Below are 13,612 nucleotides of genomic sequence, written 5' to 3'. Positions count from 1 at the left end.
GCTATTTGCGGTGGCTTTTATACTCGTCCACTAATGATTTAATGATAGCCTGGCTGTTGTTGGGGTAACGTAAGCCCATGGGGTTCATAGCCCGCCACAGGCCGGCATATTTAGCCAGGCGCATCTTCCGGGTAATGCCGTAAGCCAACCCCCGCATAATGCGTAATTCATCTACCACGTGCCGGATTAAGGATAAGCGGTCCGCATTACTCATCAGGTTCATATCCGTACCCACCACGGCCACCTGGTAGATGTAAGAAAATAAGTCTGCGGTACGGTTAATCAGCTCTACTTCGGTTTTAGCGGCAATAATCATTAGTTCCGGGTCACCTTTGGCCGTTTCTATCATTTGGTTCTGGTAGCGGCCTATATCTTTGGCAATGGCGCTGGCATAGATGATGTTTTTACTCTGGCCAATGATGGACTGCACCGACTTTAAAGAGTTGTACATCTTAGATTGCAGCTCCTCTATCTGGATCATTTTTAAAGTGATGGTTTTCTGGAGCGTGGCAATCTGGCCCTCATTATCTTTAATATCACTCAGGGCGGCTTGCTGCGCGGTGTGGTTAATAACCAGCGTAGAAACAACGGTAGGATCGAAAACAACCTGCTGGCCGGCAGCAGCGCCGGAAAACAGGAGCAGGGTACTAAGCAGGTAAAAATGTTTTTTCATACTGGTTGCTGTTAATGCGGTTAGTGAATTCATTAAGCTTTAAACCGGACCTTTTAAAGTCAGCTACAAACTGATCCATGGCCTCCTGATAAGATGGGTAGCGGTTGAGGTACACCTGAATAGCTTCTTTTTCTTTGCGCTCGGTGGTGAAGGTCAAATACTCTTCCAGGGAAACTTCTACCCCATACACTTCCCCGGAAGAACCGCGTTTGATGTACACTTCTTTAAAGCGCCCCCTCCCCTCCCGGTTATCCAGGTTGTTGATGGTGAATATTTTATTTTGCTCCACTTCATTGAGGGAAAGCAGGTTGGCAATCTCCCGGAAGTTGTCTTTAAACTTGGTCTGGTCCAGCAGGCAAATCGTATCGGAATTATTAATGATGCTGTTTTTAACCACGGCATTACCAATAATATCATCCAGCTCCTGGGTTACCACTACCGCTTCCCCCCAGAATTTGCGCACGGTTTTATACACGTAGAGAATGTAGCCGGCCATCAACGGTGAGGCAATGGCTTTCCAGGCTTCTTCAATAATCAGCGCTTTCCGGTTTTTCTTATGCCGCATCTTTTGCAGGAACACGTCCATGATAATGATGGTCGTGATTGGGAAAAGGACTTTGTGTTCTTTGATGGCATCTATTTCAAAAACAATAAATTTTTCATCGAATAAACTCGAATCCATATCATTGTTGAGGATAGCGCCAAACTCCCCGGACAGGCAAAACCTTTTTAGAATGAAGCGGTAACTTTTTAAATCAAAATCAATGGCTTCTTTTTCGGTGATCTCAGCAATTTTAACAACGGAGAAATCATAGAAAGACTGGAAGGAAAGGTAACTGCGGCTCCGGTTCTGGGTATAAAAATCATCGTAGTAAGCCGACACTACAGAAGAAAGAACGCTATCCTCCATTTGGCTCACGTGGCCATCAGCGCCTTTCCAGAGCAGGCTAATCAACGATTTTAAAAACTCCCTTTTCTCTTCGTTAAACTCTTCCCGGTTTATCCGGAAAGGGTTCATGGTAATGGGCTTATCATCGCTATAGGTGATGTAGCGGCCACCGTAATACTGACACAACCCGGAGTAACTATGGCCGGTATCTACCAGAATAATATCCGTGTTCTGTTTAGCATACTGCCGGAAGAGATGATTGGTAAAAAAGGATTTACCGCTACCCGATGGCCCTAGAATAAACTTATTCCGGTTATTCATACGCTGGGTATGAATGGGCAAATCGCTGGTATCAATGGCTACGGGAATACCTTGCCGGTCGGAGAAGTAGATTTGAAAATCTGATTTCTCATCCTTTAGCAAACTTTCTTTAAACAGTAAGCAAATAGCCGCATCCGTGGTGGTTTGAAACTTATCGTAGTGTTTAAGCTCGTCCTGGTTACCCGGAATAGCCGCCCGGAACAACTCTAACTGGTTAGTAGCTTGCTTGGATGGGATAATGCCAAAACTAAACAGGTTGCTTTCAATGTAGTTGGTGGCCCGGTCCAGGATTGATTCTGCGCCGGCGAGAATAATATTAAAATGGGTGTGAACCAGTAGCTGGTTATCTTTGGCAATATCAGCCATTACCCGGTCAATATCGGCCACGGCTAAATCATTCGCCGGGTCCGGCATGGAAGTATGCTTTTTCCGCTTGGCGTTAAGCTTAGCCATCTCCAGGCGTTGATCCGGTATTTGGATGGTTTGATTATAAGCGATGCAATCTGGCCCGGGTATGGTATGTAAAAAGTGCATCAAGTCCACCGGCAGGTTAAAGCCAAAATTCAGCGTCGCATGCGGGGTAATGGTTTGCGGAAAATTTACTTCATCAATATCTACCAGGGAGATACTTTTAATTAACCGCTTCCCAATAGAAATGTGTTCGTCGGTGGCCGTGAAGTTGTTAAAGGTGTAAACTTCATCCGAAAAGTTAAAAGCCACAAACCGGTTTAATAGCGAGATTATCTCTTTTTCTCGCAAAACCACCGGCTGGAAATTGCGGGCCTGGAGAATATCAATGATTTTAGCTACGTTCCGCTCAAAGGTTTTAAAATCTTTGGCATCGTAGGTAAAGAAGCTGGAGCGCTTTACGTTGCGGGTAATGGTGAGATAAGTTGTAATATCCCGGTATTCCCGGCCGGTAAAAGCTTCATTGTATTTTTGGCTCAGGTAATCTTCTGATTCTTTACCTTTGAACTTCTTTAAAGCGAAAACATCTAATTTCTGAACGGTGTAGCCGCCGCCTAAAATCTTGATAATGTTGGAAAAAACGTGGTGAAAGTCCGTATAAGCTTCCACATCGGCGGAATATTGCAGGACCGGGTTTGTTATCTGGACGATAACGGAATGATCGCTTTTCTCGTGAAAAAGCACATCATAGGCATAGGTTTTTATACCAATAAATGGCCGCTTAAATTCTTTAGCTTTCATAGCTTCCTAAAAATTGAATTATAAAAAGAACCTTAACGGCTCTGTTTCTTTCTGAATTGGGGGGTAATAATGTAGGTGCCGGAAGAACGGGTTTTACTGTGGAGGCCTTTTTTTTGCTTACTGAGAATAAAAAACATACCCGCTAAAGCAATTACGATTAGGCCGATAGCACCAGCTATCACGTGAATTAAGGTTGCCAGAAGAATAGCGCCAACAAAAGCCAGCAGTATGCAGCCCATTCCCCAGTAAATGAATTTTCCTTTCAAGGATTTAAAAATAAGGGGCCGTTGCAGCCCCTTATATACATTAAACTCCTTGCCTTTGCTGGAAATCATAGCTTATCAGACACCGAACATAGCTTTCACGATAACACCAACACACAGCAGGAACACGCAGGATCCCATCCAGCCCATCACGGACTTTTGTACGTCGTTATCGCCGCTGTTCCATTTGATGTAGCAGCGAACACCACCCACCAGGCCCACAATAGCCCCAATGGTTAAAATCAGGTTAGCTACCGGGTCAATGTAAGTAGCCAGCTCCGAGGCGCCGGCATCAATACCTTTAGCGCCCTGCGCCTGGGTAGCAAAAGCGTAGGAAAATCCAGCAACGACCAAAAGCACCCTTCTGGTGAGGTTTGAGAAAAGATAGGTTTTCATAAATTGTAAGATATAAGGGTTTAGAATTGAAAAAGATTAGCTGAAAATAGAGGCGGCCTGGCTTTTAGCATCACTCCTAAAAGACTGAAGAAATTCTGTTACCGAAAGCGGTTGACCTTGTACCGGAATGCTAATAATCGTTTCCTGGTTAGTTTCTGCTAGGATTATTTCTTCATCCAGCTCTGCGGCCCAATCAGGGGCGGGTACTGGTTCCTGGTAAGCAGGCTGGGGAGGAGGGGAATCACCAGGTGTTTCCGGAGAGTGGCCCCCAGCGTTAACAGGTTCAGGCACAGGAACAGGAGCCTTGGCAACAGGTACAACTGCGGCCAAAGGCTCCTGATAATCTTTTTCATCTATGATTTTAGCGGGCTCCTCCAAACCAACCAAATCACTTATATCGTACTGCGTGCCTAACTCCGGGGAGGTTTTGGGTTTGGAGCCAGACAGTAAATCAGAAATGCTAATTAACCCGTAATACAACAGATAAACAGCAGCAACAACGGTAAGAAATGTACCCCATTCCATAGGCCAATAAGCTTAAATAAACAACAAACAACGTTTAGATTAAGGGCCTAGAAGAGTACCAAAGGATCAATCTAAAAACTTATTGCCTTTCCTTTTTTCTTTTAGCGCTTTAATAAGCCCAATATTTTCAGTAAAAAACTGTTTTAATAAATAGCTGGCGAGCAAATTAGAATTGATTTTGGCTTCCCTTTTTATCAGGTCCAATACATCGGCTATGTCATCATCGATGTAAACCATCCGCTTGTTAAAGGTGAAATCTTCCTTCTCCTGCTTCAGGATTTCGTACAAATCCTCAAACCCAGTTAACCCACTAGCCGGCTTACCCGGCTTCGTAGCGCCCTTTTTGGCAACAGGATTACTCTTTGCTACAGCGGGCTTATCTTTTGTTGATTTAGCCTCCGCAATTGGCTGGGTAACCGCTGATGCTTCAGGTTTTACCGGTTCTACAGGGTTTATTTCAGTAGCACTCGCCTTTAACTTTTGTAATAAGTCTTTGCTCATAACAAATATACGTTTAATAAGAAATTAACAAAATAAAATACGTATAAAAGATTAAATTCTTTTAAAAAATTATTTTTATGCTTTACAAGTATACAATAATGTATATTATAACCGTTACTTAGTGTTTTATGTATTAATGAAATTACTGTATATAAAATCAAATGGCTCCTGAATAATGGGTTTTGCCTCACTGCTGATAGAAAAAGAATCTATCCGCTCCAACGCTACCCGCTCCGGAACCTTGGGGGCAATGGGCCCATACTCGGCCAGGGCATCCCGAACTTTATTTTGTATTTCGTACTTCACACTGCCTTTGATGCGGGAAGGCAGAAATACAATTTTAACGTGCGGGTTCACGTGCCGGGCTACTTTCGAAAAAAACAGGGAGCTTTCGAAAATGGATTGCTCGTAAGCAATGGGGCAAACAATTAAATCCGCGTCTTTGATAATGGCCAGCAGGTTATCATCATCGAGCCGGCCGGGCAAGTCCATAATCAGATGGGCTTCATTTTTAATTTGCTCCAGGCCGGCGGCATATTTAGGATATTCATCAATATCCATCTTCATTACTTCATAAAGCGGCTCATTCGAATACAAGCCTTTATCCCGTTCCCAACGGGCAAAAACCGTATCCTGAAAGTCCAGATCAAAAACAATCACGTGCGCTTTTTTCTCCAGCACCAGGTAATTAGCCAGGAGCGTTGTAATAGTAGATTTGCCTACGCCGCCTTTTTGATTTGCTACTAATATTTTCATCGATCTATTTTTATTGTTTTATGTATGGCGTAATAAGTAATAAGTAATAAGTAATAAGTAATAAGTAAACCGTATTAAGTAATCAGTAATGAATAATATGTATTATGTATTACTTAATCCTTCTTTTATTCTTGCGTTTATTATCCTGGGTTTGCTCGTCTTTCTCTGCCGGGTCCAGTAAGCTAATTAACTCTGCCGCCAGCTCCCCAAATGAACCGCTGGATTGCTCCATTTTGCCGCCCAGGTAAACTGGTTTATTCGCATCAATCATGGAAATGCCGGTATAATTTAGCTTGGTATGGGTAAGCTCGGAGACAGGGTATAAGGCGTAGTTCTTTTGGTCTACCAAATACACCTCTCCCCCATTTTTGGCAAAGGCGTAATGATTCTCTTTGGCGATATCTACTAATTCTTTACCTGTAGCCAAAAGGCTGTTTAGTTTGTCAGATAAAATCGTTTTGGCCTGCTCCCGGCCGTTGTTATCATTGGAGAATTGGTAGTTTAAGCGGTCTTCTTTTTTCAAATGGAATACCCGGCGAATAATTTCCGCTTCGGCCGGTGTAGCGAGGGCAAACTTATTTGCTTCATAAAGCCGGTCATTGTAGAGCACCTGGCGCATGCGGTCTTTCGAAATGGCTAAACTTACCTGCTCTTCCCCGGCCAGCCGAACCGCGCCGGATGGGTTTAACTCAAAGCACAGGTGGGCCAGTTGTTGCTTAAATTCCCGGTAGCGGAGCTGGTTATTTTCCGCTAAGGTGCTTAATAGTTCCGCGGCTGCCTGGAGGCTACCAGCTTTAGGGGCCAAGGCTAACAGGTCTGAAAGCTTTAGTACTTGGCTACCCTTTAAAACCTGCTGCTGGCCATGATCAATAATGGTGTACCCGTAAGCGGTATCTTTGCCTTTAGCGGTATGAAAAACCAGTTCTACGCCAAATTTCTCCCGCATAAATTCCGAAAACTTCTCCGGGGTTAAAGCGGGCTTATACTTTAGAAATAAAGCTTTGATTTGCTTTATTCTTTCGCTCGGCTCCTGGTAAGCCTTAATCTTATTGTCTACTTTTAAGTTACTTTCTTGATGGTTAACGGCGCCGTATTTGATAAACTGGTATTGGGGCTCTTTGCGCTTTACCGTAATACCCTGTTTTTCCAGTAAGAGTTTAAACTGGGCTTCCGTGGAGAAATTATAAGTTAACGCCCGTTTTACCTGCTCCCCTACCTCCTGCTCTGGATCTTGCGCTAAAATCTCCTTCATCGCCGCTTGCGATCGGCGCCGCTCAAAGGAATCGTTGATTTTTAACCCTGATTCATTTACCCGGCTTGAAACAATATGCACGTGGTTGTTGGCCGTATCCGAATGAAAGTAGATTAAATACGGGTTGTCCTGGTAGCCCATCTTTTTAATGTACTCCTGCGCTATCCGGGTTAACTCCTCCCCGCTTGTTTCTTTGCCTTTACAGGAAATGGCCACGTGAAATTGCGGCTTGCTGATGGTGCCTTTTTCGGCCATGGACCAGGCCTTAAAAAAACTTTCTAACTCTGGAATGGTCTTGGTTTTAGAATCCATATCCAACAGCCCAAAGTTTTCCGAGGCCATTAGCTGCGCTGAGCCAATACTGACTTTATTCTCATTGTATTTGATGCCGGAGAACCCAGCACCGGAAGAAAGAATTTTAACTACCATAAACCTTGCCTGCAAACAAGTAATCAATATTCAGCATTAAGTAATATGTATTATGTATTACTTAATGCTGAATAAGTATTCTATATTCAGTAATCCGCATTACTGTTTAATAAACCAATAATAAGGAATACATTTTATTTAATAGCTATTCCGCAATAAATAAACCGTTTTCTGTAATCATTAATGTGTTTTAAATAATACGTATTATTTATTACGTATTACGTAATATGTAAACAGGATTAACTATTACTTAGTAATGGAACGAAGGTAAGCCTTGATGGCTAACGCGTATTCGTGCTGCACTTCTGCCATTCTTTTAAAGTGCTCGTTATACTCGATCATAAATTTCGGATCCACCATATTATTTTTATCCAGGTAATTTACGTACCGGGCTATCTGGTTAATATTGGCGCCCACTTTCTTTAATTCCGGGCTTAACTTATTGAGGGCGGCAAACAAAACTTTCGGGTTATGTGGCACCGTACCTTGCTTAGTTAATAGCTTTGTTTTAGCGTAAATACCTAGTTTATCTTGGTAACCGGCCTGCTCCATTTCTGCAGCCAGGGCTTTATATTCATCTTCGGTAAAACACAGATTTAACCGCCAATCCTTACGCTCTTTGGCCTCTTTTTTCGGCCGGCCACCTTTGGCACTCCATGTTTTTATTTCTTCTTCCATCTTCCCAAAAATATGAGTTGCGAATATTTTCCACCCCGTCTTTAAAGCGAAGCGAGAAGGAGGGGCAAGAGGTTTTGCGTAACGCAAAACACATCTTGCAAATCAAACGCCGGTAAAAGTTTTTCCTAAGCTTTCAGGCAGTTTTTACAAAAGGGAAGAAAAATCAATTCGCGGTAATTATTCAAGGTTTGCTCCAAAATTTATTCCGGCTGGTGGAGGCTGCCGCCGCAAAAAATATGTATTAAATATTACGTAATCCAGAATAAGGAATACATAATAAGCGGTTTATTAGACCGGCTCTTTGTTTACTGATTTATCCCGAATGGCCAGCGAGAATAGTGCGGCCGCATCAACGTTCAGAAGTTCGGATATGGTTCTTAATTCTCCCAATTTCAAGTTTAACGGGTCTTCCAGCTTGGCTTTAAACCGGACATTATTGGTATTTAATTTCCGGGCCACCACGCTATAAGGTATAATGTCGAATAAATCTTTAAACTCCTGTATCAGTCCTTCATCAAATAACAACTTCGCTTTTTCAAATTTTTTATTAATAGTATCCTCAGCGTTCATATAAAATTTTAATAATCGTTAAGCAACAATGCAAGGCAGGAGAGAGGCTTACACCTCATTGTTTTACCTAAACCGGTCTCTTAGTTCTGTCAACTTCTTAATATCATTTTTATAAAAATGAATCGTACTCTCAATCTTTTCCTTCGTTGCGTGACTATTCATATCGCCACTTTCCCAATCTTTCAGGTTTTCTCCCTGGTTTAATATCTGACGGGTCAAAGCACTAAAAATAGTAAGAACCTCTTCCCGTGTTAATTCGAATTGCATACGCCGGTTGCTATTTTAATTGAACAGAAGTATTGAACCAATTACCATCCGCATCACTGGCCAACCGGATTTCTCCGGGCAACTCCTGCGGCACCTGGTCTTTTAATTGGAGCTGAAAGGTAAAAGAAAGGTCTACTTGCTTCTGGCCAGCTATCCGCTTGGTTTTTTCGGAGGTAAAAACAATTTGGGATACTTCGAAATTTCTCGCGCCTTTTTCCGCTAAATGCCTGGTAATGGCTTGCTGTGTTTCTTCCAGGTAGTTTATCTCCACGCGCTTCGCATCTGCCTTGATACGGCGCGCCTCCAGGCCTTCACCGGATAGGGCAGCGCTGCGCTGGGGAGAGGGTTGGGTTGTAAGCAGGGGCAACATAACCGATGGCGCTGCGAAACCTACCATGGAGGTTCCTATTACCAGAAAAGCCAGGCGTTTAAATCTCATAGTTGTAAAGTTTAGCGAAATAGAGAACCTCTCATAAATAAATATTATGTAATAAATAATACGGATTAAGGATTACTTAATCCGTAAAACATAAAAAGTATTACTTCTAATTCTTACTAATTTTCAATTAAACCGCTAATATTTTCGGTTAAATGTAACCATAGCAAATATATACGTTTTGTACCTGCAAAAGAACAATTTTAAATAAAATAAACACTTTTGTATAATACGACTTACTCTTTATCGTCTAAATTCATGTCAATGTAGCCCAAATAAGGCTCCAGGTTGCGCAGGGAACGAAAGCCCCGGGCCTCTACTATTTTGTTTTGCTCTGAATCATAGACTAACTCCGCGTAAAATTTTCCCAGGTCATACAGGGCCCTACCTGGGCAGGAGGTTAAAAAAATACCAAATTCTAAAATGTGCTCCGTCCGCTCCTCATGGTTGAGCCGCAGAAAATCATAAAAGGTCATACATAATAACGTTTCCATATTGTTTATTTAACTAGTATAAGCCTCAGGAGTTTTCCTGAGGCAGAATAACCATTTGGTTTTATTTGCAATAAAAAAGATGGGGATTACATTTCCCCATCGTCAGCAAAAGAATAATACCCAGTACGGGTTAGGATAATATGGTCAAGTACTTTGATATCCAATATATCTCCGGTTTCAATTAGTTTGCGGGTAACCATTCTATCCGCAGTGCTGGCTTGCAGGTTGCCGCTAGGGTGATTGTGCGCCAAAATAATACCGCTGGCATTAGCTAAGATGGCGGCCGCAAAGATGAGTTTTATATCGACAACAGTAGCCGTAACCCCACCGGTGGATACCTCAAATACGCCCAGTACATTGTTAGCCCGATTTAAAAGTAAAATTTTGAATTGCTCAATAAATTCTATTTTATTTTCATCCCAGCTTTCCCGGAGAACAGCAACGCAATCATTAGAACAAGTAATTTTTAAGTCGATATTAACGGCTGAACCGGCTTTATAAATCAAATCAATTTTAGGAATACCAACCAGTAAGCTTTCAATGTTTGTGAATGATAAAGTAGGGGTGTTTTGCATGGTGTACATAAGCGAAGTCTTTAAGCGTAAAAGTGTTTTGGTGATTGATTGATTATATAAATATATACTTTTTTTATCTAAAAAGATACATTTTGTATACATTTATTTATTCACAAAAACAGGGCTTTTTCTTCCCTTTTGTAATTTTTAGTTTACCTGGTTCAGGTCGCGTTTGAAACGCAAGCTGGTTATTTTAGAACTCCCATAAACTTTTGGGGTGGTTTTTTCCTACACTTAAGCAAACTGCTAAGCGGGAACGGTGCTCATTAACCCATGACATCCACCTGTAGTTAGGCAGTGAGACAGCTAAAATTAATCAGCATGGATGAGAATCAAGTAGGGGAGGCGCTGGAAGTCTTAACAGGTGTGCCTGCACCAGTAACAGTATTTATTATCAAAATAGTGCCTTGGAAGTGGGTAGGTGTATGAATCTGGAAGGGGTTCAAAGCTTTATTACCTAAAAAGAAAAAGCCAAATCCGGCACCATCAATGCCGGTACCAGTATTACCACCGGTGCCGCCGATAGTAAATCATGGAACAACAATCATTAATTATGGAACTGTAAACTACTACAACCATACGCAACCGCAATAGCGCCAAAGGTGTCAACTCTCCAGGCTCAAACCTCAGGTCTGGAGAGTTATTTTACTCATTTACCATGCGGCCACTGCCGTTACGGGTTTCGGTGATCCAGTCGTAAAAGGATTGGTAGTTTTTGGCTATGAAATAATGCCCACCGGCTGATTCTACTTTACTTTGAGGGGCTTCCTGGTACTCGCTTTGTTTGTCGCGGCCAATCTTTATTTCAATAGAATAATGGATGCCATCTAAAACACCATGAACATCGGCAGTACCTTTCCTGGTAGTACTCTTGGTAAACAGACCTATTTTCTCATTGTACTGGCCTTAGATATTAATGCAGACCGCGTAACCGCCATTTAAATTAAAGTACTCCAGAATGCATTTGGTAAGCTCGTTCGAAGTTGTGTCCGATAATTTAGGCCGGACGATGCCAAATGCCGGAACATGGGGGTACTTCTTTATTTTAGCTTGGTAGGCCTGCTCAGCAAGCAATTTAAGTGCATTCACCCGGCTCTCAAATTGGTTTATTCTACCATAAGGCACGAAATATCAGTAATACGTAATAATTAATAGCTATTAAATAATAATTAATAAATAATACGTATTTATTTAAATTGCCATAATATAAAAAAACATGGTTAAATTCTGACATTAATACGAATTTGAATTATTTATCTTCATTCCTCACCCTATTTAGAGATTTGTACCGATTGTTAAATTTCCCGCTCATAACCTGATAAGATGGTCTTATCCTCATTCCAGGTAAAGCCATTATCCAAATAGGATTGTACCAGTTTCTCATAATCCAAAAATTTTGACATACTTTTTAAATCTTCTAGGGTAAAATGAGTTAAAACTTTATTAATTCCCTGGATAGTTACCTTTGAAGGTTTGTATTTTACCGGTGGAGTATCCGGAAACAAAGAGCCCTGGTTAGTTATCTTCTTTTTGGATTTTACTTTATTGGCTTTGCGCTCAGCCGCTAGTTGCTTGGCGGTGCCATCAAAAATAAACTTGATCGAAGTAATTTTTTTACCAGTTTTTTCTTCCAGGTATTCAAAGGCTAGTGGGTTTTCCGGCGATTCCGGCGTTTTTTGAATTTCGGCAAAGGCCGGCAGCAGTACAAACCTCTTAAAATCATACAGTCGGTCATACTTTACCTCCTTCCCGCACAGCAAATTCTTAAGTTCTTCCATCGACTCCTCATACACCCCTAATGTTTCGTAACTTTTTAAAAGCCAGTATAACCGGTGGGCTGCCCCGGTTTTGAGTTCCATTAAGTGCTGCACCTCCGCTAAGGTATAATGCTCTTTTAATTGGATGAGAAAAGGCCGGATTGTTTGGGACCAGATACCCGTAATTACGCCGGTGCCCTTATCAATCCCTAGATAATCGACGAAAGAGTATAACTTGGTGCCGCGCTTCCGGTCGGTCTCTGAGGCTTCAATGTATTTTGTCATCAAAGCTTTACAAGCATTTTCAACCATCTCGTAAGCGGTGCCGCCGGTATGGGGGGTAACCGATGACATCGGTATTTCAATAGGTTTAAAATCCGAGTCATCTTTGTGAATCCCCGCCAGCATTAAAGTAAATATACGGGCTTCCACGGCGCCAAATGAAAGATGGCTTCGAACAATAAAATTACCTTGAGCTACTGTTTTATTACTTTTGGCCAAGCCTGTTGTATTTTTATCCGACATAATACAGGTTCATTACTTAGTAAATATAGATAATATCTACTAAAAGACGAATAAAAAAATTTAGTTTTCGTCTTTTATTTCTCAACGTCAGGAATCTCGTTGCAAATCGTCATTTTTCTCGCTCTAGTCGTTACTTTTCTCGTTTATTTCGTCATTTTTCTCGCTTGTTTCGTCATTTTTCTCGTTTTATACCAGTTCAATTAGTTTATTATCAAGTATTTACCGTCCTGAATACTTTAGAATACTTAATTAGAATACTTTTTAAATTAAAGAATGATATTTTTAAATTTTAAAACGAGAAAAATGACGATTGTAAAAGGTAGATATATGGGTTATCACTCTAAATAACTGAGAAAAATGGCCTGAATAAGCAATTTGACTGCCCGGATCGTCATTTTTCTCGTTTTTATAACTGCTGGAAAGTATGGTAATCCTAGATTTATCGACGAGAAAAATGACGATTTACGTGGCAGGTTGATCTAAAACCGGGCTTAATGCTGCCAATTGCAACAAAACGGAGCAATAAATACATGATTGAATATTCTAATCGTCATTTTTCTCGTTATTTCTCCCATTGGGTAAACCCGCCTGTATGCCTTTTATCAATTTTTTAGAAAAAAACGGCGGTTTTGATATTCATCTTCACGACAGTTAAGGGCTCATTTCCGCAATTTCTTCTGCCTCTTTTTATCGGATTTTAGATGATGTTTAAGTAATTCTGCAAATTCCTGGGGGCGGTTAAAATCAGATAAAACTACATCAAGCAAGGGAGAAGCATTATAATTTTTTACAAAACCATCCGGTATAATGATATCATTATTACCATAGGCTAAAGGAGTTATGTATTTATTTTTAGCCTGGCACATAGCTATTCAGATTTAGATGGTACAACAGTATTTAACACTACAATGGAGTATCCCGAGATAATGCCATTTCTGATTCCTCTTAAAGCCCCGTACATACGGCGTAAGTTATCGGTCATTTTACATCCGGTTAAAGCCACATAGTCAACGATAAAGGCCATACTTTGATCTAAGGCCTGAGCAACCTCTTCTGGCATTGAATCTTCTACAATCGAATGCAGTAATGGAGTGGC

The 13,612-nt window shown here is 41.3% G+C and carries 16 protein-coding genes; all 16 read right to left on the bottom strand.

Translation table 11 applies throughout. The features are described from left to right. Position 1: 1 nt before the first annotated feature. Positions 2-673: a plasmid transfer protein gene (locus HUW51_RS00930; RefSeq protein WP_185270016.1), complete on the bottom strand. Its 672-nt coding sequence runs from the start codon at positions 671-673 to the stop codon at positions 2-4. Then, positions 648-3,092: a TraG family conjugative transposon ATPase gene (locus HUW51_RS00925; protein ID WP_185270015.1), complete on the bottom strand. Its 2,445-nt coding sequence runs from the start codon at positions 3,090-3,092 to the stop codon at positions 648-650. Before HUW51_RS00925 ends, HUW51_RS00930 begins: the two co-directional genes overlap by 26 nt. Before the next feature lie 32 nt (positions 3,093-3,124). Continuing rightward, positions 3,125-3,358 (bottom strand): hypothetical protein, encoded by a 234-nt coding sequence (locus HUW51_RS00920; RefSeq protein ID WP_228466590.1) that lies wholly within the window; start codon positions 3,356-3,358, stop codon positions 3,125-3,127. 75 nt (positions 3,359-3,433) lie between these two features. Next, positions 3,434-3,751 (bottom strand): DUF4134 domain-containing protein, encoded by a 318-nt coding sequence (locus HUW51_RS00915; RefSeq protein ID WP_185270013.1) that lies wholly within the window; start codon positions 3,749-3,751, stop codon positions 3,434-3,436. Positions 3,752-3,787: 36 nt separating this feature from the next. Next, positions 3,788-4,276, bottom strand: coding sequence for a hypothetical protein (locus HUW51_RS00910; RefSeq protein ID WP_185270012.1), 489 nt, complete (start codon positions 4,274-4,276; stop codon positions 3,788-3,790). A 66-nt stretch (positions 4,277-4,342) separates the two neighbouring features. Continuing rightward, positions 4,343-4,777 carry a hypothetical protein gene (locus HUW51_RS00905; RefSeq protein WP_185270011.1) on the bottom strand — a complete coding sequence of 145 codons (435 nt, stop codon included), beginning with the start codon at positions 4,775-4,777 and terminating at the stop codon, positions 4,343-4,345. 126 nt (positions 4,778-4,903) lie between these two features. Next, a complete protein-coding gene (locus tag HUW51_RS00900; RefSeq protein ID WP_185270010.1) occupies positions 4,904-5,533 on the bottom strand; it encodes a ParA family protein in 630 nt (209 codons plus the stop codon). A 109-nt stretch (positions 5,534-5,642) separates the two neighbouring features. Beyond that, a complete protein-coding gene (locus HUW51_RS00895) occupies positions 5,643-7,214 on the bottom strand; it encodes a relaxase/mobilization nuclease domain-containing protein (protein ID WP_185270009.1) in 1,572 nt (523 codons plus the stop codon). Between the two features lie 246 nt (positions 7,215-7,460). Next, positions 7,461-7,892, bottom strand: coding sequence for a plasmid mobilization relaxosome protein MobC (mobC, locus tag HUW51_RS00890; RefSeq protein WP_185270008.1), 432 nt, complete (start codon positions 7,890-7,892; stop codon positions 7,461-7,463). Positions 7,893-8,180: 288 nt separating this feature from the next. Continuing rightward, positions 8,181-8,462 carry a hypothetical protein gene (locus HUW51_RS00885; protein ID WP_185270007.1) on the bottom strand — a complete coding sequence of 94 codons (282 nt, stop codon included), beginning with the start codon at positions 8,460-8,462 and terminating at the stop codon, positions 8,181-8,183. 63 nt (positions 8,463-8,525) lie between these two features. Further along, entirely contained in the window at positions 8,526-8,729 is a 204-nt protein-coding gene (locus HUW51_RS00880; RefSeq protein ID WP_185270006.1) for a hypothetical protein, read from the bottom strand. A 10-nt stretch (positions 8,730-8,739) separates the two neighbouring features. Next, a complete protein-coding gene (locus HUW51_RS00875; protein ID WP_185270005.1) occupies positions 8,740-9,168 on the bottom strand; it encodes a hypothetical protein in 429 nt (142 codons plus the stop codon). Between the two features lie 233 nt (positions 9,169-9,401). Further along, positions 9,402-9,659 (bottom strand): hypothetical protein, encoded by a 258-nt coding sequence (locus tag HUW51_RS00870; protein ID WP_185270004.1) that lies wholly within the window; start codon positions 9,657-9,659, stop codon positions 9,402-9,404. Between the two features lie 86 nt (positions 9,660-9,745). Further along, entirely contained in the window at positions 9,746-10,243 is a 498-nt protein-coding gene (locus HUW51_RS00865; protein WP_228466588.1) for a JAB domain-containing protein, read from the bottom strand. A 1,286-nt stretch (positions 10,244-11,529) separates the two neighbouring features. After that, positions 11,530-12,516 carry a replication initiation protein gene (locus tag HUW51_RS00860; RefSeq protein ID WP_185270003.1) on the bottom strand — a complete coding sequence of 329 codons (987 nt, stop codon included), beginning with the start codon at positions 12,514-12,516 and terminating at the stop codon, positions 11,530-11,532. 659 nt (positions 12,517-13,175) lie between these two features. Next, on the bottom strand, positions 13,176-13,382 hold the full coding sequence (locus HUW51_RS00855) for a hypothetical protein (protein WP_185270002.1): 207 nt from the start codon (positions 13,380-13,382) through the stop codon (positions 13,176-13,178). Positions 13,383-13,612 lie beyond the last annotated feature (230 nt).

It is taken from the genome of Adhaeribacter swui, from assembly GCF_014217805.1.
Taxonomy (GTDB): domain Bacteria; phylum Bacteroidota; class Bacteroidia; order Cytophagales; family Hymenobacteraceae; genus Adhaeribacter; species Adhaeribacter swui.
The sequence above is the reverse complement of the archived record's forward strand: the minus strand, read 5'-3'. Positions and strand labels throughout refer to the sequence as shown.